This window comes from Bdellovibrio sp. ArHS (assembly GCF_000786105.1).
Classification (GTDB): domain Bacteria; phylum Bdellovibrionota; class Bdellovibrionia; order Bdellovibrionales; family Bdellovibrionaceae; genus Bdellovibrio.
Map to the genome: position 1 here is coordinate 129,767 of NZ_JTEV01000013.1, position 24,288 is coordinate 154,054.

The window sequence follows — 24,288 nt, forward strand, 5'->3', positions numbered from 1 at the left end:
TCGAGGTAAAAAAATGGTTTCCGATATTTTCAATCCCGAATGGTGGACTGAGGTTCCTGGGTTTAAGTTCAAAGACATCACCTATCATCGCGCGAAAGATCAGGGCACGGTTCGCATCGCCTTCAATCGACCCGAAGTGCGTAACGCCTTTCGCCCGCAAACGGTCGATGAGCTTTATACCGCCTTGGAACATGCGCGTATCACCGCTGATGTGGGTGTGGTGATTATCACCGGGAACGGTCCTTCTCCAAAAGACGGAGGCTGGGCTTTTTGCTCTGGCGGAGACCAACGCATTCGCGGCAAAGATGGTTACAAATACGAAGAAAAAGAAGCCGTCGGAAAAATGGACCTGGCACGTCTGGGGCGTTTACACATTCTTGAAGTTCAACGCTTAATCCGCTTCATGCCCAAAATAGTGATGGCAGTCGTGCCGGGCTGGGCAGTCGGGGGAGGACACTCTTTGCATGTTGTCTGCGACTTGACCTTGGCGTCGCAAGAGCACGCGATTTTCAAACAGACCGATCCTGATGTTGCCAGTTTCGATAGTGGATATGGTTCCGCTTATCTTGCTCGCATGGTGGGGCAAAAGAGAGCTCGCGAAATTTTCTTTTTAGGTCGTAATTATTCCGCCCAAGAGGCCTTTGAAATGGGCATGGTCAATGCCGTGATCCCGCATAAGGATCTTGAAAAGGTGGCTTTGGAATGGGCTTATGAAATGAACTCCAAGTCGCCAACGGCTATGCGCATGTTGAAGTATGGATTCAATTTGATCGACGACGGTTTGGTGGGGCAGCAGCTCTTCGCCGGCGAAGCCACTCGTCTTGCCTATGGCACCGAAGAGGCTGTCGAAGGACGTAATTCGTTCGTAGAAAAACGTCCAAAAGATTTCAAAAAGTTCCCTTGGCATTACTAATTTTCTCATGAATTAGACCGACCTGACATCCCTGTTTATTACGAAGCATTTATAAACGGGGATGTTCTAAGGGTTTCTGCACGAATACAGGTTTCTCTCTTCCCAGAAGAAGAGGAAAATGAGTGTATGAAACTCGTACTTATTCTTCTTATCGCTAGCACCCTGGGATTGGGCCTCTGGAGCTGCCCAACGAAGAAGAATGTCCCAGACCCAACCCCACCCGAACCTGAACTGGTGATCCCGACACGACTTGAAGTGCGCGCTTTTTACGATGAACTTTTAAGTCTTGAAGGACGTGCGCCCCACATCGGTGTTCGCGTAGAACCCCTTCGCCTTTTGGCCGGGGGCGGCTGATTAACTTACTGAAGTGCAGGAAATCTTCATGCTCATTTGAAATGTCATGTTAACTTGACATTTTTATAAGAATATGTAAAGTAAACTATACATATGGGCAATTTAACGGTTCAACTAAAGATTAAATCAAGACTGGCGTTATTAAGAGCAGACCGAGGGATCACTCAACAGGAGTTGGCCGATGCTATTGGGGTGACGCGGGCTACGATCATCGCGATTGAAAAGGAAAACTACAATCCATCACTTGAGCTCTCGTTTCGATTGGCTCGGTTTTTTAAAACAGATATCCACTCTATTTTTTATATTCAAGAGGAAAAATAATGGAAAAAATAAATCGATACATCATCAATTTTTTGAAGTACGGCTTTCCGATTGTTTTAATTGCTGTAGCGTTGGACAGATGGGGCTATAACTCTAATCGGGAAAAAGTGCTGTCTGATTTCGTATTCGATCTTGTGGGGTGGATGACGGTAGCTTGGTTCGTGGCGGTCGTTTATTTATTCTTTGCAATAGCCTTTAACGAAAAGTTAAAAAACTCATTTGTTCGACGGTTAGCTGGAATTAAGGAAAATGACGAACGTGAATCCTATCTGACCGGGGGTGGTCAGTAAAAATACTTTTATTACTGTCACTGGTATTCTGGTTCTCTTGCTGTTTTTGAGTTCTCTTCAAGTAGTTATCTACCGTGTACCCGAGGCCAAGCGATCTTCAGGTAACAATGGTGCAATTTCTATCGGAGTAGGGTTCCCATTCCTTGTTGAAAATAGAGATCCCGCCGAAAGCAGCAACCAGGATAGGATCTATCTTGTAAATTATAAAGGCAGTCCCTTAACTTCAGGAGCGACATTGCTTCTAATGACGATTCTTCAAGTTAGTGCATTCTACTATTATTCGAGAAAAGAAATTAAAAAGTGTGAGGGGTGAGTGACTCAAGGGAAAGGCTCTGCGTTTTCTTGCAAGTTGAATTTAAAAAAAGCAGAGCTGATAAGTCGAAAAGGGGACGAGAATCTCTAGATGGCTGTTAATTTCAGTTCTGGTACATGGACTTGTCCTGTGTGTTTTTTTGCAGGGAGATCGTCTCTTCGAGAAGGCCGCAGAATTGCAGCATATTGAAATTCAGATTACGGCTGAAGTTAATTCTAGAGCGGTGAAGGCTCCTGCAATTAGAAAGAGCTCAGGTGCACCCTTCAATGGAAAAACTTCTTCCATAAAGAGAGTGGACTTATTTAAGCAAAGCTACACTGCGAATTCAAAAGTGCCCAGTGTGTCGGCCAATGGCAAAGTGCAAGACTTTGCCGAAAGGGAGAATTACCTTTTAGGGTCGGATAGTTTTTTGGGTGACAACGATAAGTGGGAGTTTTATCGACAAGTTTTCGAACGGATAGATGCTGAATTGATGTTTGACTCGATTCTTGCTCAGTACAATCACTTTGGAAGTGTCTATGTCGAATTTGAAGTCGATGCTCAGGGTCGTCTGCAAAATACGAATCTGCGTGTTTCCAGTTCTGATTCTATTTTGAAAGTTCATGTCATGCGTGCCCTTCGGAAAGGCCTTAAGGAAACCTTCAAAGAAGAGAAGTGGAATCCTTCAGGGCAGACCTCCATTCTGCAAGCCAAGTTTGAATTTCTTCAAGGCTCCGCTGATGTCAACTTTCAGAAGCAAAAAGCTTTTGGCAAGCCAATATTAGTTTTTAAAAGAGCAACTACGGAAAAACCACTTCCAACAACTATGGGAGAGCATCTTCTAAATGGCGGTATCAGCTATGATGCCTTTGCCATGGCGGAGCGCTGGGAAAAGTTCAATAAGAAGAAAAAGCTTCGCGAACTCAGTTTCGACCCATTTACAACCTACAAGGCAGATCCTGATTACAATTTATAGCTGTGCGACGGCATAAGGGTGTACGAATGACTTTCGGGCAGACAACTTCCACTTGTCGCGACAGCGCAGTCAATAGTGACAAATTCACCGCTTCCACCGTGGCGGTGCATGCCTAACGTTGATCAAACAAAGATGGCTTCGTTCCGCACCACGGGGGCCGTGGCGCAGCTTTATTATTTCACAGTGCCTTTATAGATGTAGGCGATTCCGCCAGTCAGAGAAATATATTCCATTTTAGAAAAAGCGCCTGTTTCTTTCATAAGATCCAGGAAGCCTTCGCGGCAGGGGAAGGCGGCAGAAGACTTTTGCAAGTACTCATAAGCTTCGCCTTGGCCAGTCACTAGGCCGCCGATTTTTGGCAGGATGTTTTGACTGTAGAAGTTGTAAATCGCACCGAAGATAGGCAGATTCACTTGGCCGAATTCCAAGATCATCACGTGACCGCCGGGTTTTACAACACGGGCCATTTCTTTAAGGCCTTTGACCGGATCGCCGACGTTGCGGATACCAAAAGAAATGCTGCTGATATCAAACGTGTTATCAGCGTATTGCAGTTGTGTGACGTCGGCTTGTTCGAATTTAATTTCCAATCCGCGCTCTTTGGCTTTGCCTGGGGCTGGGATCAACATTTCAGCGCAGAAGTCTGTTCCGACAACGTCACCTGCACCCACGGTTTTTTTGAATTCAATTGCAAGATCACCTGTGCCGGTAGCGCAGTCTAAAACTTTATCGCCCGCTTTTGCGCCGCTGTACTTAACTAATTTTTTTCGCCAAAGGTGATGGATACCCATCGACAGAACATTGTTCCCTTTGTCGTAGTTCGCCGCAACCTTAGAGAACATAGTGCGGATCACTTCAGGATTCGGTGAATGCTTAGTTTGCATAAAGCTCTACCTTGTGAAGAGGTCTATCAACGGCGTTTAAGATTTTATCCAGCTTGTTCATCATGTGCTTGAAGTCGTCTAAAGTCAGAGCTTGCATGCCATCTGAAAGGGCTTCCGCGGGGCGGGGATGAACTTCCACGATAATACCATCAGCACCCACTGCCGCCGCCGCATAGGCAAGGTCGGGAACGAGTGCGCGAATACCCACGGCATGAGACGGGTCGACGATCACAGGCAGATGAGTATTTCTTTTCGCGAAGGCCACCGCATTGATATCCAAAGTGTTGCGAGTCGCGGTTTCGAAAGTGCGAATGCCGCGTTCACAAAGAATCACATTCGGGTTGCCACCGTTAGTGATGTATTCAGCGGCTTTCACCCACTCTTCAATCAATGCAGCAAAGCCGCGTTTCAACATCACAGGTTTTTTCTGCATGCCTAATTCTTTAAGCAAGGAATAATTGTGCATGTTGCGAGAGCCGACCTGGAAGCACTCTACGATGTCGTAGATCTCTTCGATCTGACGAGCATCGGTGACTTCGGAAATAAGGCTCATGTTGGTTTCTTTGCAGACTGCTTTGATGAAGTCGAAGGAAGATGAACCCAAACCTTGGAATGCCTTAGAGGACGTGCGCATTTTCCAGATCCCGCCACGAAGAAGATGGGCTCCAGAAGATTTAACGCCTTTAGCGGTTTCCATGAATTGCTCGTAACTTTCGATCGAGCAAGGGCCTGCGATCACAGTGAACTGTGGTCCGCCGATATCATATCCGCCGACATTGACGATTTGGGTTGAGGGAGTTGTTTGCATAGTTAGCATTTCCATAATACGACTTCTTTAGTGGAACGGCAGAATAGCATAACGCTCTCAGGCATTACAAACTTTTTGGAGGCAGGGGCCCTCTTGCGCCATAAGGATCAATGGATTCTTATAGAAGGTCCTTTTGCGCCTGTCGCCGACGCAAATAGTGGTGAAATTACAATATTTTGCCCTGATTTCTACGATCTGGCATCTCGGCCGCCCTTACAAGGAACAAAGACTCACCGCCTCTCTACGGAAGAGTTGCGTCGCCATTGTGAGGCTTACTTAGCTCAATATCCATCTTCTGAGCCCCCCGTAATGAAAGCTTCTTGGCAAGAACCACAGAAGAAGGACTTTGCGGATGCGCTCGCAGCAATCCAAAATCGTATTGGTAAAAAAGAAATTCAAAAAGCCGTTCCGGTGGTGTTTTCCCGCTCTGCTCAGACGGTGACGGCCCTTGAACGGGCGCAAATGATTCTGACTCTCTTAAAAGCGCCAGCCACTTTGTATGTCTATGGGTTTTGGCACAATGGAGCCGGGGTTTTGGGGGCCACTCCCGAAGTCCTTTTTGATTATTCACAAGGAATTCTAAAAACCATGGCTCTGGCGGGAACCTGTCCCAAGAGCGAAGCTTCTGAACGGGATTCTCTTCTGAAAGACGCCAAAGAAATGCAGGAACATCTGTTGGTGTTGCAGGACATCCGCGACGTGCTCAGTCCTTGGGGTGACATCAAAACTCACGGGCCCTATATTGCGGAGTTACCGACACTTTATCACTTGAAGACAGATATCGAGATTCACTGTCAGCGAAAACCAGAGTTTCTTTCTTTGGTGAACGACCTGCATCCGACTCCGGCGTTGGGTGTTGCTCCGCGGTCGCAAGGTTACACCTGGATGGCAGAGTTGCCGGGGCAGCAAGATCGTGGTCTATATGGCGGACCTGTCGGTTTTTTTGGAAGTGAAGAGGCTTTGTGCCTTGTCGGTATTCGAAATTTGCAGTGGAATAAGAATCTTACGATGATTGGTTCAGGCTGCGGGATTGTGACTGACAGTGAACTAGAACGAGAGTGGCGTGAGGTATATCAGAAACGCCAATCAGTAAGAAAGATTTTGGGGCTCGAGTTATGACGAATATGGAATTAGCAGCGAAGGTTATTCAGGAACTGGTTCATACCGGTGTTCGTGAATTTGTATTATGTGCCGGAGCTCGCAACAGCCCTCTTGTTCACATTCTGGATGAAAACAAAAATTTGAAAGTGTATTCGTTTTTCGAAGAGCGCTCTGCGGCTTTTTTCGCACTGGGAAGAATTGCCAGCACACGCCGGCCGGTGGCGATTATCACAACATCGGGCACGGCCGTGGCCGAACTATTGCCAGCCGCTGTCGAAGGAACCTATTCGTCATTGCCATTGATCATGGTGACGGCGGATCGTCCGAAACATTATCGAGGATCAGGGGCTCCGCAGACGATTGAACAAGTGGGCATTTTCTCATACTACAACGAAGTGGCCCTGGATATCGATGCGGAAAATTCACATATCTCTTTCAAGTCTTTGTCTTGGAAAAAGCCGATTCACGTTAATATCTGTTTTGAAGAGCCTTTGATTGACGGGCCCGTTCCGCAAATTGAATTTACCGTTTCCGAAAGAACGAAGCTGCCCGGGCAATTGCCGTTGGGAACTTTGAAAGAAGTCGAGGACTTCATCAACGCGCATAAGCCGATAGTGATTGTCGGTATTTTGCCTGAAAAGGCGCACGGCACAGTTCTTGAGTTTTTGAAACAATACAAAGCTCCTGTTTACTGTGAAGGGATTTCAAGTCTTCGCGGTCATCCCGATATTAAAGACATCGAAATTCGCTCTGGCGAAAAAATGATTCATCGAGTGTTGAATTCGGGGTTATGTGACTCGGTTTTGCGTATTGGCGGAGTGCCCACGGCGCGTTTCTGGCGTGATCTGGAAGAGAAGTATCGTGAGATCCCGGTTTTCAATATCAGCTTCAATCACTTTTCCGGTTTAAGTCGTCCTGTCCAGCACTGCAATTCCATCGATTTGTTAAGTCAGGTCGAGTTCACCACGGTTCATCGCGAAAACGTGAAACTCAACATCGAAGATAATACTCGCACTGAGGCCATGCGCGCCCTGTTGGAAAAGTACCCACAATCCGAGCAAGGTCTGATCTATGCCTTGTCCAAAAAAATGAAGGGCGCGTCTGTGTATTTGGGAAACTCCCTGCCAATTCGTGAATGGGATTCCTGCTCTTCGCACGATGCGATGCCTCTGCGAGTCGCTGCCAATCGCGGCGCTAATGGGATCGATGGCCAGCTTTCAACATTCTTGGGATGGGCGTCTCCGCACACGGAAAACTGGTGTCTTGTTGGAGATTTAACAGCGCTGTATGATTTATCGTCACTTTGGGCAACTTCTCAGCTCGAAGCAAATAAGTTCCGCATCGTGATCATCAACAATGGCGGGGGGCAAATTTTCTCTCGCATGTTCAATAAAGAGATTTTCGTAAACAAACATCAGATTTCTTTCGAATCGTGGGCAAAGATGTGGAATTGGTCTTATCAGAAATGGCATAATATTCCTGAAGAGAACAACTTCGCGGATCACCAGATCATCGAACTCTGCCCTCACTGGGAGCAGACGCAAGAATTCTGGAAGGAGTACGAATTTCTGTGGAAAGAGTGAATCTCTTTTTCCTCCATGGCTTTCTAGGAAGGCCTTCTGATTGGGCCATTGTAAAAGCTCACGTGCCTCAACACGATGGGGTGCGGATTTATACGCCTGATTACTTTAAAGAAGCCTTGCTAGGCCCTCAGCACGCGTTTGAGGCCTGGGCAGACAACTTCGTCAGATGGATCGAAGTGCAGGGCTGCTCGGCCGACAGAAATATTCTGGTAGGCTATTCCTTAGGGGGGCGCTTAGCTCTGCATGCTTTGCAAAGGCGTCCGCAGCTCTGGCACAAGGTTGTCTTGTTGTCCACGAATCCGGGCTTTAATGATCCGCACGAAGATTTAGATCCGACCTCGGAAGAGCGTCGTCAGCGTTGGATCAATGACTCGTATTGGGCCGAGGAATTCCTAAAGGCCCCTTGGGATATGGTTCTTCGCAATTGGAATGCGCAACCTGTTTTTGGCGGAGGCGAAAATGAACCTCTTCGGCAGGAAAAGGAGTACTCGCGCGAAACCCTGAGCCTGGCATTAACCCAATGGTCGTTGGCGCAGCAAAAAAACATGCGCGTCCTTTTAGAAAAGAATTTACAGAAGATTTTGTGGATGGTTGGCGATCGCGACGAAAAATTTATGGAGCTGTCCCGCCGCCTGCAAAAGGAAGTCGAAGGTCTGCGGGTCGAAGTTGTTCCCAACTCGTCTCATCGTGTGCTTTTTGATAGCCCTAAAGTTATCGGTGAAAGACTTCGCCAGCTAGTTCAGCAGTTTCTTTAGCTCGCGATCAATCCACGGGCGATATTTTTTTACATTCATGTAGATCGACTTCTCGCCGCAGAAATCTTTATTGCGCATAAACTCGTCGCGTTCACTTTTCTTAATATCGTTCGGCATCGTCCAGGAAGTCGCAGAGGCAATGCCCACGATGAAGTCTTTGCCCATATAGCGCATCATGGCTGGTCCGCCAGAATCTCCGTTGCATATGCCCTTGTGATCCTTTTGATTCACGTAAAACTGTTCTTCGGTCTTTGAGATGCTGTCGACCAAAAGATCCACGTGGCGAAGGGTGCCGGATCCTTGTGTATCTTCTTTTGAGACCGCAGTTTTCCCTGAGGTGCGACCATAGCCGATGCCAGTAAAGCCTAAACCCGCTTTAAAAGGAAATGTTTCGTCAGGAAGGACGGCTGGCTCGTAACCCTGAGGAGCTTCGCCATTAATCAGAATCAACGCGATGTCGTCCCGATCGTTGGCATTTTGTTTTTTAAATTCAGAATGAGGAATAGCCCGAATCGCTTGACGAAGAATGTATTGTCCAGCCAAGGGCCTTAGGCCGAATGCTAGCGAAAGGGTCGCGGCACTTCCCGGAACACAGTGGGCGGCAGTCAGTATGACATTCTTTTTAATTAAGATTCCCGTGCAATAGTTTTTTGTAGGGGCGTCGTGAATAAGAACCACGTACTTGGATAGCACATTGTCTTTGGTGGTCTCTTTGCCGCCAATAATGGCGTTGTCAGAAGTGATGTTTTCAAGATCACCTTCTGTCGGCCCTCCACAGGCGGACAGTGCAAAAACAAGCAATGAGCATACGTACAACTGCGTTTTCATAGTTCCCCAAAACAAGAATAGGGATATGGAATAACAAAAGGGCCGCTATTTTTGTAGCAGCCCTTCGGGTTTTAAAATTTTTTTACTCTGATTTTTTTTAGAGATTATTTCGTAGGGTCAGGATTTGTTAAGGATACAGAAAGCTTATTCGCCATTCTGTTCAGCCAAACTTTGTGCGCTAGGGCGCTGGTGTAGGCGGAAAATTGGGAGCAATCGTTGGCGCTGTCTTCAACTCCTCGGCTCGTCACACCCCAAAGATAGAATTTTCCTTTAATTTCGATGTAAGCTGGACCGCCCGAGTCGCCATGGCAGGCGCCGGTTCCGTCTGTCTGATCCAATTTTATTTCAGTCACGCTGAATTTAGGATCTGCAATTTTAACAGATGTCATACGCAGCTTGCCAGCGCCGTCTCCCGTAACGCCGTCGGTGATCCCGTACCCAGCAAGAACTACTTTCGCGCCTTTTTTAAGAAGCTTTTTGTTTGTTTCCGACAGGAACGTTGCCGGCTTGTAGCCTGCAGGAACGTCGCCTTGGAAGTGCATCAAAGCGATATCACCCGTATCGAAGTCTTCGTACTGACGCGTTTCCCACAAGGAAGAGATAGCAACCTTGTCGACTCGGCGACGTTGCGCTTTCCCATTCACCTCGGTTCCGAAGAATACGTACATCGCTTCAGAGTCATGACCGATACAGTGAGCTGCTGTCAGAACGAGATTATTTGGCAGAAGAGAGCCCGTGCAAAGCTGACCTTCTGCCGCATCGTAAACAGCCACGATGCTTTCTTGGATTTTATCACCGGCCGCAACGACAGAGCCGCCGATAATTCCTTCTCCTGTTGTCTGGATTTCACCTTGGTTAGAAGCTTGAGGTGAGCAAGCTGTTAAAGCCAAACTTGAAACGAGCCCCGCCAAAACAAGTTTATTCAACTTCACGTATCCCCCCGGATAGTTCGCACCGTATAACCCCATGCGGTGCGTGAAGCTAATAAACCCAATTTGGAACCACTTTACAACATCATAATACTTATGCGTTCCATAAGGGGCGCTTGGCCCCCTTATTGGCTGAAATTCTTACAGATGTCTGAAGCTGTCTGTGGCCTCAATCAGAGCTGAGCGCGTTCCGGGCTCTGCCGCCGCATGACCCGAGTCAGGGATGATTGTAAATTTTGCCTCTGGCCATGCCTTATGAAGGTCCCAGGCAGAGCGGGCCGGGCAGACGACATCGTACCGCCCTTGCACAATCACGGCTGGAATCTTACGAATAGTTTCGATGTTCTCAAGAATCCAATTGTTGGTCGAGAAGAAGGCGTTATTCGTAAAATAATGGCATTCGATGCGGGCAAAGCTCAAGGCATATTCCGGATCATCGAATTCATCGATCGAGTGTTGATCGACGATTAGACGAGACGTCGCTGCTTCCCATTTGCTCCAAGCTTTGGCCGCTTGCAGTCGGGTTTCTGCATCTTCGTGAGTCAGGCGTTTATAATATGCCGTCACTAGGTCGTGACGTTCAGCCATGGGGATCGGTTTCAAATACTCGTCCCACACGTCGGGGAAAATTTCAGAAGCCCCTTCTTGATAGAACCATTTAATTTCTGAAGGACGGCATAAGAAAATTCCGCGCAAGACCAGGGCTTTTACTTTGTCTGGATGAGAAATCGCGTATGTCAACGCAAGTGTCGAGCCCCAGCTTCCTCCGAAGACCACCCACTTATCGATGTTGAGCATCGAACGAATGGTTTCAATGTCTTTTACAAGCTCCCAGGTGTTGTTTTCACGTAATTCCGCACAAGGAGTGGATTTGCCGGACCCGCGCTGGTCAAACAAAATGATGCGATAAGTTTTGGGATCGAAAAAGCGTCTATGGTCAGGAGCGACGCCGCCGCCGGGGCCGCCATGTAGAAAAACTACGGGCTTCCCATTGGGATTGCCGCATTCTTCCCAGTAAAGACTGTGGATATCAGAAACTTTAAGCATCCCAGAATTATAGGGCTCGATCGTCGGATAGAATTCGCGCATAAAAACCTCACGGTGGTTGGAAGAATGAAATCTTCTTTTAGCCGCGTGTTTTTGTCAAAGTGGAAGACTGTTCTTCGTCGACTTTGTGAATCTCGTTGGCGATTTCCGCGCCCAAAAAAATAATAATAGAGGAATAATACACCCACATCAAAAGCACGATCAAAGACCCCGCGGCGCCGTACAACGAGCCCACGGCGCTTTGTCCCAGGTAAAGACCGATCAAAGTCTTTCCAATCGAAAAAAGAATGGCCGTGATAAGTCCTCCGGTCATGATTTCGACCGACCGCATTTTCTTTTGTGGCAAAAAGTAATAAATGGCCGCGAATAGAAGTGAAAATATCAAAAGCGAAATCAGGAAGTTGGCAATTTGGCCGATGATGGCGGCGGCACCACTTAGCACAAGTGAAATGATGGAAGAAATAACCAGTGAAACCATCGAAATAAAAACAAAAGCAAGAACCATCCCCATACTGAAGATCTTTTTCTTTATAAAAGACCACGAGGTTTTTAATAAGCCCTCTTCCTTGCTTTCTTCAGTCGGACTTTCGACTTCGAAAATGACATTCAACGATTCGCGAAGCTGTCCGAAAATGGCACCGGCTGAAAACAGCAACGTAATGACGCCGACGACGCCGGCCCAGTCTCTGACCGTCGGTGTTTTGTCGGCATTCATGGCGATGGCTGTGATCGCTTGACTCGCTTGGGAACCCACCAGCGATTTAATTTCAGCAATCATCTCGGTCTTAAAATCCATGCCAAGAAACGAAACGAAGGTAATTAGAAGAATAAGCAGAGGAGCCAAAGATAGGGCCGTATAATAGGAAAGCGCTGCCGCAAGATCCAGAATTCTATCATTGCTTAGCTTGTCTAAAAACCGGTCGCTATGCAAGCGTTGCAGAAAAGGCATCATCTTCATTTTCATAGGCACAGGCTAGCACGCGGCCACACCGACATTCTTCAAGAAAGCTTTGCTTATGGATTTATACAAAATGCGCATCTGCCAAATTCTCTTCATATTGTAAAAACGTAAAGGTGTATTTTCGCAGGAAAAGGCTTTGTGTAGCTTTAAAAATCGCTGTGTCTTGTATGGGTAATTTCGAGTTGAGCGTTTTTCTTGACCGTATCATAAAAATTCTTTGCAGAGCTTTACCGGAACTTGATCGCCGCCCGCACGCTCTATGTTGTTTGCTTTGGATATTCCAAATAGGTTGTGTTAAGTCCTCTACCAAGATTCGATATTAAAAAGAATGAGATCAATTTCAATAGCACGTCCGCGGGATCTCTATTCATCGAATCAAAGGAAAAGTTGCATGGAGAAAACCAAGCTACTCATCGTGGACGACCATCACGAGAACATTCTATTTCTGTCCCACTTGATTTCAGGTGAAGACATTCAGGTTCTTTCGGCGAAGAGTGCGGAAGAGGCGTTGTCGCTTTTGATGAATCACGACTTCGCATTGGCTTTGATGGACGTGCAAATGCCCGGGATGAGTGGCTTTGAGTTGGCTCGCTTGGTGCGTGCTTTGAAGAAAACCCGACATTTGCCGATGATTCTAATGACCTCGCGACAACAGGATCGTTCGGTGGTTTTCGAAGGTTATGAAACCGGCGCCGTAGATTTTCTTTTTAAACCATTAGATCCCCATGCGGTCCGTAGCAAAGTGCGAACGTTTGTCCTTTTAGAACAGCAGCGACGACTCTTAAACAAGCAAGTCCATGAAATGGAGTTGTTGAAAAAGAAAGCCGAAGAGGCCAACTTGGCGAAGAGTCATTTCTTGGCCAATATCTCCCATGAAATTCGCACTCCCTTGGGGGCGGTTTTGGGATTCGCTGATATTTTGTCACAAGACAAATTAAGCGAGTCCGAACGGCACGAATTCTTAGAAGTGATTCGCCGAAATGGAGAGCTGTTGCTGCGTTTGATTGATGACATTTTGGATCTGACCAAAATTGAAGCCCAGCGATTGGAGTTTGAGAAAAAAGAGTTCTCGTTATTGGATCTTCTTAAAGATATTGAAGCCGTTCTGGCATTTCGGGCCACTGAAAAAGGCATCGCTCTGAACGTGCAGTCAGTTGAAGAAAATCTTCTGTTTGTTTCAGATCCACTGCGCATTAAGCAGATTCTTTTCAATGTGATTGGCAACGCAATCAAATTTACTTGCAAAGGTCAGGTGGATGTTAAGGTGAAAGTGGAGGATGCCGTTTCTGACCGGGAATCCTGCCAGGCCCGCAAGATCACTTTCACGGTGCGCGATACCGGGATGGGCTTGACGGTGGATGAAGTGCAAAAGCTTTTTAAACCTTTTGCTCAGGCCGATGTTTCCACAGCCCGACGCTTTGGCGGAACAGGATTGGGTTTGGTTATTTCACAGCAGTTGGCGCAAAAGCTAGGTGGCGATCTGAAGTTGATTTCCTCGGAAGTCCAAGTCGGTTCCGTCTTTGAAATCACTCTGGTCTTGGAGGAGGTGGGGACGGTCACGCACTCGCCTGTGACCAGTACAGCATCAATCGAACCATTAGTGGGCTCTTCTTTCGAGGGTAAAGTTATTTTGATTGTGGACGATGTTAGTGACAATCGATTGTTAATCGACCGATATCTTCGCCACCTTAATGTTTCCTTGTTGCAGGCAGGCAGTGGCATCGAAGCTTTAGAATTGGCGTTTGAACGCCATATTGATTTGATTCTAATGGATATTCAAATGCCGCTTATGGACGGGTATGAAGCCGTCCAGCGTTTACGTCGAAATGGTTTTACCGCGCCCATCGTTGCCTTGACCGCTCATGCCACTCGCGAGGAAACCTTAAAGTGCCTTCGTGCGGGCTGCGACGCCGTCTTAACAAAACCCATCCGCCGCGGCGATTTGATTCTATCTTTACACGACTGGCTTTGTAGCAATCGGCAAGAACTGCCGATGCTGCAGTAGAATTCTAAAAGATTGCTGCGATCTTAGATAAGTCGGGGCGGCATTCGCAAAGGCTCACCGGTGCATTTAGTAGTAAGGCACTGCCAATTTTTCACCTCTCACAAAGCTAAAATATAGTTCAACGGCAGAGATTTCTTTTGGCGAGAATTTTTTGTCGTAGATCTCCAAAGGCAAAACTTTGCCATTGTAGCGGATTCCTTTAACATCGTCAGGGTGCTCATAAACGACCTCTATTTCGAGATCTTTGAGCGCTATCTTCTCGACTCGATCGAAGTCATTGTACTTCGCAAAGAGTCGGTCGTTATTGGGGAGAATAACTGATACCATTCGATCATTTTCATCATAGGCGTATCGGTATATTGTGGTCTGGATAACTTTTCCCATTACGACATCTTCGAAAGATGCTTCGACAACTAAATCCCGACTGTGGCCCCGTTTATAGGCGTATTTTCTTGTTTCAAAAAGATTAGAAATTTGAATTATGTGCCCGTTAGCGTTCCTTGTAATATTAGAAGTTATATCGCCGCGAGGCCTCCTTTCAATTACGGCAATGACATTACCTAAATCATCATATTTAAAGGTTCGTTGAACTCCATTCTCATCCAACTCAGCGGCCACGAGTCTTTTGTTGTCTAGAGAATAAGAATAAGAGTAGGCTCTCTCGATAATGACGTCGTTAGGACATAGCTTTCGGACACTCACCGCATATTTAGGCGGTTGATTTATGCTATCGATTTTATAGTCGTATTGTTCATCACAGATACCAGATCCACTGACAGATTTTACCCAATCATTTGAATTATAAGAAATATTGACTGTCTTCTTTTCAGGCCAAACGGCTTTTATCATATTGTGATCTTTATCGTATTCATACGAATACAAATTTTCCCATGAATTTAAAGCAGAAATTAAATCGGTCCCGTTGTAAGTATATTTGGCGATTGTCTCTTTAAACGAGATGCCTTTTTTATTTTTACTTAAGAAATTGATTTCGGTTATTAGGCCAGTCGGAGAAGTGATAACTTGCACGTGCCGGCCACCGCTATCGATGACTTCTTTCAAATGACCCTTTTCAGAATATTTTAAAGCTAAGTAATCCTGCCCCTTTTTAACCTCTTGTAGCCTGCCGGAGAGGGAAAAACTCTCTTGAGTTCCATCTGGCAGAGTTCTGATCCAACCTGAAGAGACCTTTCGGAAAATACCGGCAGCTAAAAAACTGGATTTATACAGTGAACCACTTTTTTTGAATACCGTCTCTTGGCCGTCACCGCAATGAATAGCTGAGACGGTTGTTTCGCTAGCGATGATGTTTGTTTCTAGATCGGAACACCATCCGTGCCCAAACCATCCGACATGATTTGACCTACTGTTATATGTTCTTTCTAATTTAAGTTTTAGGTCTAGACCCTTACCTTCATAGTCTATCCAGGAGTGTGTGAAAGCACCTGTTGAGGAATCAACCATTGCAAACGATGTGCAGGCCAATTGCGATAAGAATACAATTGTTAGAAATTTCGGCATGTGTACTCCCCGATAGAATCAGTATCAAGGCTAGCTAGGGTCCTGTAAAAGAAAAAATTTTCGACTTAGACTGAGGTGTTAATATAAAATAGTTTATATTAAGGATATTTCAATGTTCAAAATCGCGTGTATTTTCGTTCTGCTCAGTTCTACAGTTTTTGCGAAGGACCCCAATTTGATGAGCTATAAAGGGGCGGGTGAATGTTCGGAATACTCTAAAGAAGAAAAATGCGTTTATTGTCCAGCTAAAAGAAAGTTTGTGTCTTTACCGCAAAGCTCAAAAGACCAAACGCCCAAGGATGGGGACTATGAGCTCGTAGAAGCCGGGACTCCCGAAGAGGGGACTAAATAATGAAGCAGATTTTTTTGGCTTTGATTTTCTGTTGCACAGTCATTTCTTGTTCTCGTGAAACTCTGGCGATGTCTAAAACAATTAGTTTTTTTTCTGGAGTGGGAAGCAAAATCGGGTCCCTTTTTGGGAAGGGCCGTTCTTCGGCAAGCTCATGCACAAACTGTGAGGCCAGTTATGAAGGACCAAAACCGCCCGTAGGAGCCGCATTGCCAGTGTGGCAATATCACTCTAAAGGTGGTTTGTGGACTGGATATACCATGCAAGCAATCGATCGGGAAGGTCTAGCCCATTTTGAACCCAAAGATGCGCATGTGTATTGTCCGAGCTTTAAAACCCTCAATTATGAGCAGCGAAAGACGTTCTGGCTTTGTTTTGCGTCGAAACTTGCAGAGCAAGAAAGTGCTTTCAGATCAACTCAGTCATTTGCAGAAACTGTTGGTGCATCTAAAGGCAGTAGCAGTAATGGTTTGTTCAGTATGTCGATAGGGGATTGTTCAAACTTAAGAACTCACTCGGACACGATAAATGATAAAAAAAATATTGATTGTGCTATTTGGAAAATGAAACAGCTCCTAAATTCGAAGGGGGGGTATATTGGAACCGGCAATAATCGTGGCCTCGGATATAATTGGCAACCTTTGAATGACTATCCTAAGCACTATGTTTCCCAGACTCTCGCGAACAAAAAATCCATGTTGAACTACACGAGGTCCCTCCCATTCTGCCGGCCATCGGCCTCTGCAACTTTCAGAGAAGATTTTGGTGTGAACAGTAATGAATTGTTTAGCATCGCAAAAGGAGACTCCTGCGGAATTTTGAAAACTGAAGCAGATCTTGAGTAAGTCGAACGACTTACTGAAGCTCTTTTAGAGCCTCACGTATAAAATCCTGATATTCACTCACAAGGGAATACCGGGCATATTCCCGACACGGTCCTAAAACCGAACTTTCTCCTGACAGCGTGGAGGCAACTCCAATCACCAACGGTGTTCCGTCATTGCCTAGAATAAATGCGGGCCCTCCCGAATCACCCTGTAATGGGCAACCTTTTGATGGTTTAAGCCAAACCTCTTTGGAAAGCTCAATCTCAGCCAATGTTAGTTGTGTAACTCGTAGCTTGTGATCAAGTAGATTTTCGTTATGGCGACCGTGCCCGGCTACGTAAACCTCTTTTAGAGGAAGGAATTCCGAATTGTCCACAGCAAGTTTTGCTGGCAGTGCACCTTTAAGTTCGCGATCTAACAAAAGTACAGCGATATCGTTTTTCACATGTGAACCACTTCTGCCATCATAAGATTCATGAATTCTGTATTTTGGTGCATAAATGTAGTCACCTCTGGTTGCACCGGCTAGGTCTGCTTTTTGAATTACATAATGCGTGACGCTTCTCATCTCCGAGTTGTTTTTATATATACAATGGGCTGCGGTCAGAATGTGTCGTTTTGTAACTACTATACCTGTACAACCAGCGGCGCCCTGTTTTCCAGATACATCGTAATATGTGGCAACAATTAAAACAGTATTCTTCGCCAATACAGACGACTCGATAACTTGTTCACCGTTGAATATTGCCCATTGTGGTGCTGTAGAAATCGTATCAGTTCTCTGAGAGCACGCAGAAAATACAAACAAACAGAAGATAAGAAACTTTACAGAAAAAACTTTCATTCAAAACTCCGAGAGCCAGACTTCTACTACATGAAGCTTAAAAAGAAACGATCTTTAATTAACAATTGTTAGTTTATACATCTGGTCGTATACTTATTTCATGAGGACAGCATGTGTTGTCTCAAACTTAGACAGGACATCGAGATGCGCGAAGGTGAATCACTGTTAGGAAGACTCCTCCTTTCCAATAGGTTTAAAATATGAAGCTCATAGCTCTTATTGTAGTTGCCCTTCTTTTGTGTAAAAACGGCTTTGCGGCTAGCTCATGCCTCGAAGATTGTGATGAGCTGCTTTATATTCCCTTTACAACTGAAAGCTGGCGTCAATCTGAATACAATAAATGCGTTGCAGAGTGTCCAAAGGACGATCAAGCTTCAGTTCCGTTTGGATTAATGCCTGAATTACCACCGCCTACAGATCAAGAAACACCGGGACTAATTCCAGAATCTTCATCTTACAATGCAAAAGACAATGATATGACAACTGATGGAACTTCTTCGAGCGGTATACACGGGGAGACGACATCAACATGCACGGAAAATTTTGATGCGGAAATCTCTGTATGCGAATCCGCAACGCTAAAGGCACAATCATCTTGTGATGAAAGCGGTTCTCTTAACGACAAGCTTTCAAATCTTGCGTCCACAACGGCCATTCTTGGCGGTCAAAAAAGTGCAATGGGCATTCAAGAGAGCTGCACCAAGATGGCCTCGTACATGAAAGGCGCAAATGCTGCTTTAATGGCATATCGTCAGCTATGTAATGGTGGGATTGCAGCATGTGTATCGGCGTGCTCAGCTTCATTAACCCCGCGCTGTAAAAGCGGTACCGCTTCAGCAAGCGTTTTGGGCGAAGCGCGTGAAGCCATGACCGGAAACTTGGGCTCTTGTCGGGCCTTTTCGTCGAAAATGGCAGAGGCGAATGCAGCATTACAAAATTACGCCTTAATCCAGTCTAATGCGCAGTCTTGTGCGATGCTGACAACAGGAACAGGGACTACACCGGAAATATGCAAAAACGATCCAAGTTTTCCAGGCTGTTCCGCCCAAGAAAAAATGGATTGTAGCAACCCTGTTATGGCTTCTAATAAAGTCTGCATCTGCTCAAAAACTCCAAACGATCCAGTATGTCGATTAGGGCAAGTGGCGCACGAAGATGTAAAACCATTGCCGAGCACCGATAGAAGAAGTCCAATCAGCCAGAGCGGGCACATCGTGGATGGAGATGCGCTATCGGCAAGACAAAGAATGCCCGCAAATACTGGCCGCAGTGACTATTCTGCTGATATGGTGGACGGCATGCAGGGCGGCGGCGCCTCTTTAGCATTGCCGAATTTAAGACCCGGTTTACAAAAGAGATTGAAGGATAAAAAAATCCCCGATTCGCCTGTACTCGGTGGCTTCTACGAGAGTGGCAGAACTCCTAAAGAAAAGCACTATGAAAAGCTTAATCTTGATCAAAATGGCAAATCCGTTGAAAAGATAAAAGCAGCTAATAGCGGATTGCAAGATAGTCCAGACTTAAGAAAGTTCCTTCCCAAGGCATTTAGTCCTAAGATGCCCATCGGGCTAGCTGGTTCAGCGGACGAAGCCGGAATTGATGGGATTACTGGGCCCCACAGTAATATTTGGAAAAAAGTGCAGAATCGGTATGAGGCTTTAAAAGAAAGTCTTCTTCCTTAATCACTGGGTTTGCCATGAAGACTTTTTTAGTCACTGCTCGTTTAAAGGGAAAGCAAAGGTGTCATTAAGTAAAATTGATGAAATTACTTCTTTTAATTCAGACGAGCGAAACGGCAGTAAGATGAAATCAAATCTGCTTCAGATTGAAATTCTAATAGACCTTTGGGGCGGAACTCACCCCGACAATATCCAGCAGACTCACTGCAAATTTTTCTATAGCCTTCATAGGACTTTGACATCAATAGAGTTCTTTTTCCGTTCACATAACATCCTAACTCAACTTTAGCTTCAACCTTCTTCATTAGTGGACGTTTGATTGCTTCGGCGATTTCGTTCATTTGGTCCGACGGACACTTTTGATTGAATGGAAATTCAGACCAGCCAGAGGCCTCATTGCCGACAACCAACACAGTTGAAGTACATACACGCTCTTCCGAGGAGAAATCTCCACTGACTGATTTCACAGTATCTACGCAGCCGACAATAAAGAGAAGGATCAGAGTTAAATATTTTTTCATAGACTGTCTAGCGCTTCTCTGATTTTACTTAAAACGCGTGGCGATGATTTCGTCTTCGATAATTCGGATTTAAGTATCTTTATGAGTTCTTTATACTCACTTAACACAATTCCCTCTTTAATCTTTTTCTTCCTGTAAATATCCACGAGCTGGGCTGAAGCGAAAAGACCGCTAGCCTTTTCCTCAATGGAAGAAGAGCTAGCGAGCATACGCAGTCGTTTTACATTTGCATTTGTTGGCCGCGCGAGAGCTTCTGCCAAGAGACCATTTGCAACGAGTCGTTTTGAGCCCTTACGGACGCTAATTCCCGCTGCTACATTATAAAGATCAAGCTTCAATAGAGCATCAATTGCATTTTCAGAGACTCTCTCTTGTGAAAGTTCCGTTGCTTGTTTTACTATGTTTGAGCACTCATCGTCCCATTGATTAGGCAAAAGAACCGGGCCTAAAGAAATTAGGGTAGGCAGGTACTGAGGCATTGTTTGCCGAAGATCATTTTTTGAAATGATGAATTTGACGGCGCTGATCCATGCGAATTTTATCCTGTCCGATGATTTTTTCAGTCGAAGTGAAGTTCCTAAATTTAAAATCTCTTCAAAAGAGCTTTCTGTTTCGGTATGAACTCTATTTAACAGAGCTTCAATATGCTTATCCGATTTAAGCAATTCAGGATCAGTATGGTCATGAAACGAAGTTATGTAATGAACACTCAGCTTCATTCCTTTTGCAGAAATGTGTGTTTCATTTGATGTTAAGCCAAACTCATTCCCTAGTAGATATAGCTCAGATGGAAGTATCATTACATTTTGGTCTTTGATCTCCAGAGAACCAAACATTCTATTCGTATAAAGAAGTGATAAGCCATCGAATTCCAGTCTATTCATGCCCAAATCCATCAACATGGGCGAATCATAAACACTTCCCTTGACGAATAGTTTTAAACCTTTAGACTCCATTGCTTCCGAAAATTCTATTGAAAGATCGCGAATGAAGGCCATGCCTCTTCTGATTCTATTTTCACCGCGGAAGCAATAAACCACCTCATCGCCGGCGGAATTCTCAAAAAGTCCTTTATACCTGTAAGCAAGCTCCGCAGCGATAGACTTAAACGATACATTTATTTCTCGGGTTTTTTCCAGAGTCATAGTTTGCATGATTTGCGAATATCCGTTTATATCTACGCGCACAACCGTGCCTTCAAATGAGATTGGGAATGTCACTTTATTTCCGGACAAAACTTCATTTTTTATTTCGGCCAATACCGAATACTGCAAATTCGTTTCAATATACATTTCTCCAGATTCTAGCTTATCGAGTTGGGTTTTTATTTCCGAACTCACTTGCTTGAGAGTTTGAATGTCATCCGTAGCAAAGATGGATGCAGCTTTGTGAAGAAAGCTTTGTTTTCTTGAAGATCCTGTCAGAATTTGCTTGGTACGTTGAAGGTTGAAGTAGACCACTATAACGAAGGTTGCGATAATGAACCACATTACAAGCAATAGCTCGATGAAAATGTCTGTCAAAACATTTTTAGAGTTAATCACGTAGTACCCAAGAGAGTGCTCTTTTGGTTTTTGAAACCCGATAGATATAACGGAATCAGAAAAGTTTCTTTTGGAGTAGGTAAGCTCTGTCCCGTTACTTTTGCTTGTATAAAGTTCTGGCCCAGGTTCAGTAGGAAAAGACTCCGGCGTTAGATCATCGGGAATAGAGCAAGAAGCCTCTTTTGACCTATATGAAAAGAACGCGATTCTTTCGGCTCGGGCCTCAGACTTCAGTTGATTACAAATATCAGCGGAGAAGCCCGCATATTGCAAAGATTCAACTAATGTAAAAACTGACTCTAAGGAGCCTTTGAGTTCTTCCAGCTCACTTTCAATAGCGTTCTTCCGGACGTAATCAAAAAACACTATGGCCGGAGGCACATAAAGTACGCTCATTAAAATGACAAGTTTAAGTAAGTCTTTTACTAACCTCATCTTAAATTAGACTTAGGAAAGCGTTTATAAAAAAGATCCCAGGAGTTCACGAATGAGTTATCAGAGAATGTACACAAGTTTTCTTCGGCACCATTAGAATTGATGGCAATTAAATTGGTGCCGCCGACAGCTTTACAATATTGTGCCGCTGGATTTTGCATCGCCGAATGGGGAGCCCTTGGCAGTGCTTCTTTTTTCTTCAAGGCGTTAATTGCCAGGCAGGATGACCCACAATTTTTGCTTATAACTAATTGATCTTTGGTTACGGATTCAACAACGCGGTATGTTTCGTTCATAAAAACGGCGTACTGACCAGGTTTTAGTTTCGGCTTAGCCGGCTTGGATGCGTAGGAATAGGATGTCAACAAAACAGATAGTATTAAAATCGCTTTCATCAATGTTTCTTTCTTAATAGTGAGCGACCAGTATCAACAAAAATTGTCGCATCAGGAAGTTGTGAGCCGATGGATGTTTTCAATTTAATTATCTCGATACGAATATTCTGCTGTTCCATGCTTTGAACGAAGTTTCTATCCGAATATCGTTGGGATAGGGAAGAATAGTTGTCGCCCATTATCTCTTGTTGTCTGAACAATGGATCTACTTCTGGAATTGACGCAACTCTTCTTTTTGGCTTATCGTTCACGGACTTCTTATTGGAAGATCTCGAAGGCAAAGGTTGACTCGCGACACTTGTGCTATTGGCGTTTACACTCCCACCTGATCCCAATTCGGTGGAAACACTTGTTTCGGGTGAGTAGCTGATGCCCGGCTGTGCGTCGACCGTGGAATTACTTAACTTGCGGACATTTTCAACTGTGGTTCCAAATTTGTCGGCCACAATTTCTTCAGCTATATACTCGTCTGGTTCGACTCCGCTGGAGCTTGCTGGAAAGCGGACGTGAGTTTTAGTTTCCACTTTGCTGTCACTATTGAAGGCCTCTGTCGCCGCGACGGCTGGAGTGACTGTGGCTGCGATAGCTTTATCGGCAATGGAAGCCACTTTATTGAAGTTGTTTTGCATGACGGAACCAATAGATTGGTAACTATACGCTGAAGACTTGGAAGCGCCTGTTGAAAAGAAATCACTTTCTTGAGAGGTCACGCCCGAACCATTTCTACCGCTTATGTTAGAGGCCACTTGGACCGGAGCTACCTTTGACGGTGCTTCTAGGGCGACATTTTCGAGTTTGATATTCCTAACTTCTTCTTTAAGCGTGGGTACCGCGACTTCCCTATCCTTCTTTGCTTCCTGGCTCACAGCTTGCCTAATAGCCTCTGGTACGGCCGATTGATTGCAGCTATCAGGATTGTCTATGCACTGTTTCATGCTAAACTGGGAAGAGCATTTTTCTTCTTTCAAACCTTCTAAATCATTCGCCTCTCCGCATATCACATCTAACATACCGACTTGTTTTTCGTTTTTAAGACCGAGGCGATGCATGTACTCGTGTTGTAATACTGAATCTTGCCTCTGGCACTCACTAATGCTTAGGGCGCCATCTTTGGTTGGAAAGACAATTGAATTGTTTTTGTCATCATATTTCGCATTGTATCTAGTATTCGCATCGGCGGGTTCGCAGGCGATTTTAAGATTGAGCTTCCCATCTTTCGCATTTTTTAGATCTTCGAAGTATTTATTTAGCATCGATGGCAATGTGCTTCTCAAAGCTGGTATTTTCCCAATACGCTCCATGGCTTTTGGACTATTTAAACACTTTATAAAGTATGAATCCTGCGGTGTAAGATAATCATTTAAGGTCGTTCTCAACAGAAGATTTTTGCTTTTAACCAGATTCTCAGCACACTTCGGATCAAAATTACTTTCGAGGTCAAATTCAGCATTAAAGCTAGCAATTTCCTTAATCTGTTTGGCAATCTTCTCAAGATGAGTTTTCTCGTCACATTTTTCATTGAAATAGGCTTTATCAATAAAAGAAATGAGACCCACCTTTTTTACGTATCCACCAAAAGGGTCAACTTTAAAATAGAATTCAAAGGTTTTCCCAAATTTACGGGTTGAGTAGCTGAAGATATTTTCCTTACCCTTTATAAGCGTTAGGGTACTTCCATTACGGGAATACGAAACAACACCGCTTGAAGAACGATAAACGGTAAGAGAATGATTCCCTTTAACAAAAGTTTTGAAAGCCAAAGTCGAATATGAAGCAGTGGAGCCACGAGCGAACTGTGGCTGTCCAGCAATGACAAACAAACATAAGACTACTGACCAATTTTTTCGTGGCACACAACAATTATAAAGCATTTTTATTTAGATATTGTAGGCTATGAGTTATGAAGAATAATAAACTAGCCTTTGTGGTTCTACTTTGGTCCTGTACCTCTTTTGGAAGCCTGACATCAACCCTTGTTCCAGTATCGCCGACAGAATTTCCGGTAAACGAGTCTGAAACTGTAATAGGAAATATGCCCCGAGTAAGGTCACAAGATTCTCTTGGTGTGTGTTTTGGATTTAGTTCAGCAACAGTTGTTCAGCACTATATCTGCGAACAGGAAAAGA

24 protein-coding genes and 1 pseudogene are annotated in these 24,288 nt (G+C 44.9%); 13 read left to right on the plus strand and 12 right to left on the minus strand.

Annotation, left to right across the window (positions count from 1 at the left end):
- Window positions 1–13 precede the first annotated feature (13 nt).
- The 5 genes from OM95_RS07890 to OM95_RS17205 all read left to right on the plus strand — a co-directional run bounded on the left by OM95_RS07890 (window position 14) and on the right by OM95_RS17205 (window position 3,146).
- On the plus strand, window positions 14–913 hold the full coding sequence (locus OM95_RS07890) for a 1,4-dihydroxy-2-naphthoyl-CoA synthase (protein ID WP_041872258.1): 900 nt from the start codon (window positions 14–16) through the stop codon (window positions 911–913).
- 126 nt (window positions 914–1,039) lie between these two features.
- On the plus strand, window positions 1,040–1,267 hold the full coding sequence (locus OM95_RS07895; RefSeq protein WP_041872260.1) for a hypothetical protein: 228 nt from the start codon (window positions 1,040–1,042) through the stop codon (window positions 1,265–1,267).
- 93 nt (window positions 1,268–1,360) lie between these two features.
- Window positions 1,361–1,588, plus strand: coding sequence for a helix-turn-helix transcriptional regulator (locus OM95_RS07900; protein WP_291515853.1), 228 nt, complete (start codon window positions 1,361–1,363; stop codon window positions 1,586–1,588).
- Complete coding sequence (locus OM95_RS07905; protein WP_041872263.1) at window positions 1,588–1,878, plus strand: hypothetical protein; 291 nt, start codon at window positions 1,588–1,590, stop codon at window positions 1,876–1,878. The genes OM95_RS07900 and OM95_RS07905 overlap by 1 nt, the downstream gene beginning before the upstream one ends.
- A 785-nt stretch (window positions 1,879–2,663) precedes the next feature.
- Window positions 2,664–3,146 carry a hypothetical protein gene (locus OM95_RS17205; protein WP_291515855.1) on the plus strand — a complete coding sequence of 161 codons (483 nt, stop codon included), beginning with the start codon at window positions 2,664–2,666 and terminating at the stop codon, window positions 3,144–3,146.
- Window positions 3,147–3,319: 173 nt separating this feature from the next.
- Here OM95_RS17205 and ubiE read toward each other — a convergent pair whose 3' ends face one another.
- Both ubiE and aroF read right to left on the minus strand, forming a co-directional pair.
- A complete protein-coding gene (gene ubiE / locus OM95_RS07920) occupies window positions 3,320–4,030 on the minus strand; it encodes a bifunctional demethylmenaquinone methyltransferase/2-methoxy-6-polyprenyl-1,4-benzoquinol methylase UbiE (protein WP_041872271.1) in 711 nt (236 codons plus the stop codon).
- Window positions 4,020–4,853 carry a 3-deoxy-7-phosphoheptulonate synthase gene (gene aroF, locus OM95_RS07925; protein ID WP_291515857.1) on the minus strand — a complete coding sequence of 278 codons (834 nt, stop codon included), beginning with the start codon at window positions 4,851–4,853 and terminating at the stop codon, window positions 4,020–4,022. Before aroF ends, ubiE begins: the two co-directional genes overlap by 11 nt.
- Window positions 4,854–5,147: 294 nt before the next feature.
- Between aroF and OM95_RS07930 the strand changes: the two genes are divergently transcribed.
- From OM95_RS07930 to OM95_RS07940, 3 genes are read left to right on the plus strand one after another with little or no spacing between them, the layout of a single operon-like run.
- On the plus strand, window positions 5,148–5,957 hold the full coding sequence (locus tag OM95_RS07930; protein ID WP_041872373.1) for a chorismate-binding protein: 810 nt from the start codon (window positions 5,148–5,150) through the stop codon (window positions 5,955–5,957).
- Complete coding sequence (gene menD, locus OM95_RS07935; protein ID WP_291515859.1) at window positions 5,954–7,522, plus strand: 2-succinyl-5-enolpyruvyl-6-hydroxy-3-cyclohexene-1-carboxylic-acid synthase; 1,569 nt, start codon at window positions 5,954–5,956, stop codon at window positions 7,520–7,522. Before OM95_RS07930 ends, menD begins: the two co-directional genes overlap by 4 nt.
- Window positions 7,519–8,277 (plus strand): alpha/beta fold hydrolase, encoded by a 759-nt coding sequence (locus tag OM95_RS07940; RefSeq protein ID WP_041872378.1) that lies wholly within the window; start codon window positions 7,519–7,521, stop codon window positions 8,275–8,277. The genes menD and OM95_RS07940 overlap by 4 nt, the downstream gene beginning before the upstream one ends.
- On the opposite strand, the gene OM95_RS07945 is transcribed toward OM95_RS07940, so the two are convergent.
- From OM95_RS07945 to OM95_RS07960, 4 genes are all read right to left on the minus strand, one after another.
- Window positions 8,257–9,105 (minus strand): trypsin-like serine protease, encoded by an 849-nt coding sequence (locus OM95_RS07945; RefSeq protein ID WP_041872273.1) that lies wholly within the window; start codon window positions 9,103–9,105, stop codon window positions 8,257–8,259. The genes OM95_RS07940 and OM95_RS07945 overlap by 21 nt on opposite strands.
- A 104-nt stretch (window positions 9,106–9,209) precedes the next feature.
- Window positions 9,210–10,037: a trypsin-like serine protease gene (locus tag OM95_RS07950; RefSeq protein WP_291515861.1), complete on the minus strand. Its 828-nt coding sequence runs from the start codon at window positions 10,035–10,037 to the stop codon at window positions 9,210–9,212.
- A 138-nt stretch (window positions 10,038–10,175) separates the two neighbouring features.
- Window positions 10,176–11,123 (minus strand): prolyl aminopeptidase, encoded by a 948-nt coding sequence (pip, locus tag OM95_RS07955; RefSeq protein WP_041872277.1) that lies wholly within the window; start codon window positions 11,121–11,123, stop codon window positions 10,176–10,178.
- Window positions 11,124–11,160: 37 nt separating this feature from the next.
- Window positions 11,161–12,045 (minus strand): YihY/virulence factor BrkB family protein, encoded by an 885-nt coding sequence (locus OM95_RS07960; RefSeq protein ID WP_291515862.1) that lies wholly within the window; start codon window positions 12,043–12,045, stop codon window positions 11,161–11,163.
- A gap of 388 nt (window positions 12,046–12,433) precedes the next feature.
- Here OM95_RS07960 and OM95_RS07965 point away from each other — a divergent pair, with 388 nt between their 5' ends.
- Window positions 12,434–14,047, plus strand: a complete 1,614-nt coding sequence (locus OM95_RS07965) for a response regulator (protein WP_041872278.1) — start codon at window positions 12,434–12,436, stop codon at window positions 14,045–14,047.
- A 66-nt stretch (window positions 14,048–14,113) separates the two neighbouring features.
- On the opposite strand, the gene OM95_RS07970 is transcribed toward OM95_RS07965, so the two are convergent.
- Window positions 14,114–15,568 (minus strand): DUF6531 domain-containing protein, encoded by a 1,455-nt coding sequence (locus OM95_RS07970; protein WP_041872279.1) that lies wholly within the window; start codon window positions 15,566–15,568, stop codon window positions 14,114–14,116.
- Between the two features lie 112 nt (window positions 15,569–15,680).
- Between OM95_RS07970 and OM95_RS07975 the strand changes: the two genes are divergently transcribed.
- Together OM95_RS07975 and OM95_RS07980 are read left to right on the plus strand one after the other, a co-directional pair.
- The gene (locus OM95_RS07975) at window positions 15,681–15,920 is read left to right on the plus strand and encodes a hypothetical protein (protein WP_041872281.1); all 240 of its coding nucleotides are present in this window, start codon (window positions 15,681–15,683) and stop codon (window positions 15,918–15,920) included.
- Window positions 15,920–16,762, plus strand: coding sequence for a hypothetical protein (locus OM95_RS07980; protein WP_041872283.1), 843 nt, complete (start codon window positions 15,920–15,922; stop codon window positions 16,760–16,762). Before OM95_RS07975 ends, OM95_RS07980 begins: the two co-directional genes overlap by 1 nt.
- A gap of 10 nt (window positions 16,763–16,772) precedes the next feature.
- On the opposite strand, the gene OM95_RS07985 is transcribed toward OM95_RS07980, so the two are convergent.
- Window positions 16,773–17,588: a trypsin-like serine protease gene (locus OM95_RS07985; RefSeq protein WP_041872286.1), complete on the minus strand. Its 816-nt coding sequence runs from the start codon at window positions 17,586–17,588 to the stop codon at window positions 16,773–16,775.
- 200 nt (window positions 17,589–17,788) lie between these two features.
- On the opposite strand from OM95_RS07985, the gene OM95_RS07990 reads away from it, so the two are divergent.
- On the plus strand, window positions 17,789–19,270 hold the full coding sequence (locus tag OM95_RS07990; protein ID WP_041872288.1) for a hypothetical protein: 1,482 nt from the start codon (window positions 17,789–17,791) through the stop codon (window positions 19,268–19,270).
- Between the two features lie 92 nt (window positions 19,271–19,362).
- Here OM95_RS07990 and OM95_RS07995 read toward each other — a convergent pair whose 3' ends face one another.
- Genes OM95_RS07995 through OM95_RS08010 form a run of 4 tightly spaced genes read right to left on the minus strand, consistent with a single transcriptional unit; the run spans window position 19,363 to window position 24,015 of the window.
- Window positions 19,363–19,788, minus strand: coding sequence for a hypothetical protein (locus OM95_RS07995; protein WP_041872290.1), 426 nt, complete (start codon window positions 19,786–19,788; stop codon window positions 19,363–19,365).
- Window positions 19,785–21,728, minus strand: coding sequence for a hypothetical protein (locus tag OM95_RS08000; RefSeq protein ID WP_291515864.1), 1,944 nt, complete (start codon window positions 21,726–21,728; stop codon window positions 19,785–19,787). The genes OM95_RS07995 and OM95_RS08000 overlap by 4 nt, the downstream gene beginning before the upstream one ends.
- 35 nt (window positions 21,729–21,763) lie before the next feature.
- Window positions 21,764–22,162 carry a DUF333 domain-containing protein gene (locus tag OM95_RS08005; RefSeq protein WP_041872295.1) on the minus strand — a complete coding sequence of 133 codons (399 nt, stop codon included), beginning with the start codon at window positions 22,160–22,162 and terminating at the stop codon, window positions 21,764–21,766.
- Window positions 22,162–24,015: a hypothetical protein gene (locus tag OM95_RS08010; RefSeq protein ID WP_291515866.1), complete on the minus strand. Its 1,854-nt coding sequence runs from the start codon at window positions 24,013–24,015 to the stop codon at window positions 22,162–22,164. The genes OM95_RS08005 and OM95_RS08010 overlap by 1 nt, the downstream gene beginning before the upstream one ends.
- A gap of 47 nt (window positions 24,016–24,062) precedes the next feature.
- Between OM95_RS08010 and OM95_RS17210 the strand changes: the two are divergent.
- Window positions 24,063–24,288: pseudogene (locus OM95_RS17210) on the plus strand (hypothetical protein); the annotation flags it as partial.

Coding starts and splice junctions, on each gene's coding strand:
- OM95_RS07900 (WP_291515853.1), top strand. CDS start 1,361: ATGGGCAATTTAACGGTTCAACTAAAGATTAAATCAAGACTGGCGTTA.
- OM95_RS07970 (WP_041872279.1), bottom strand. CDS start 15,568: ATGCCGAAATTTCTAACAATTGTATTCTTATCGCAATTGGCCTGCACA.
- OM95_RS08005 (WP_041872295.1), bottom strand. CDS start 22,162: ATGAAAGCGATTTTAATACTATCTGTTTTGTTGACATCCTATTCCTAC.
- pip (WP_041872277.1), bottom strand. CDS start 11,123: ATGCGCGAATTCTATCCGACGATCGAGCCCTATAATTCTGGGATGCTT.
- OM95_RS07895 (WP_041872260.1), top strand. CDS start 1,040: ATGAAACTCGTACTTATTCTTCTTATCGCTAGCACCCTGGGATTGGGC.
- aroF (WP_291515857.1), bottom strand. CDS start 4,853: ATGGAAATGCTAACTATGCAAACAACTCCCTCAACCCAAATCGTCAAT.
- OM95_RS07965 (WP_041872278.1), top strand. CDS start 12,434: ATGGAGAAAACCAAGCTACTCATCGTGGACGACCATCACGAGAACATT.
- OM95_RS07930 (WP_041872373.1), top strand. CDS start 5,148: ATGAAAGCTTCTTGGCAAGAACCACAGAAGAAGGACTTTGCGGATGCG.
- OM95_RS07960 (WP_291515862.1), bottom strand. CDS start 12,045: ATGAAAATGAAGATGATGCCTTTTCTGCAACGCTTGCATAGCGACCGG.
- menD (WP_291515859.1), top strand. CDS start 5,954: ATGACGAATATGGAATTAGCAGCGAAGGTTATTCAGGAACTGGTTCAT.
- OM95_RS08000 (WP_291515864.1), bottom strand. CDS start 21,728: ATGAGCGTACTTTATGTGCCTCCGGCCATAGTGTTTTTTGATTACGTC.
- OM95_RS07975 (WP_041872281.1), top strand. CDS start 15,681: ATGTTCAAAATCGCGTGTATTTTCGTTCTGCTCAGTTCTACAGTTTTT.
- OM95_RS17205 (WP_291515855.1), top strand. CDS start 2,664: ATGTTTGACTCGATTCTTGCTCAGTACAATCACTTTGGAAGTGTCTAT.
- OM95_RS07905 (WP_041872263.1), top strand. CDS start 1,588: ATGGAAAAAATAAATCGATACATCATCAATTTTTTGAAGTACGGCTTT.
- OM95_RS07990 (WP_041872288.1), top strand. CDS start 17,789: ATGAAGCTCATAGCTCTTATTGTAGTTGCCCTTCTTTTGTGTAAAAAC.
- OM95_RS07980 (WP_041872283.1), top strand. CDS start 15,920: ATGAAGCAGATTTTTTTGGCTTTGATTTTCTGTTGCACAGTCATTTCT.
- OM95_RS07985 (WP_041872286.1), bottom strand. CDS start 17,588: ATGAAAGTTTTTTCTGTAAAGTTTCTTATCTTCTGTTTGTTTGTATTT.
- OM95_RS07995 (WP_041872290.1), bottom strand. CDS start 19,788: ATGAAAAAATATTTAACTCTGATCCTTCTCTTTATTGTCGGCTGCGTA.
- ubiE (WP_041872271.1), bottom strand. CDS start 4,030: ATGCAAACTAAGCATTCACCGAATCCTGAAGTGATCCGCACTATGTTC.
- OM95_RS07945 (WP_041872273.1), bottom strand. CDS start 9,105: ATGAAAACGCAGTTGTACGTATGCTCATTGCTTGTTTTTGCACTGTCC.
- OM95_RS07890 (WP_041872258.1), top strand. CDS start 14: ATGGTTTCCGATATTTTCAATCCCGAATGGTGGACTGAGGTTCCTGGG.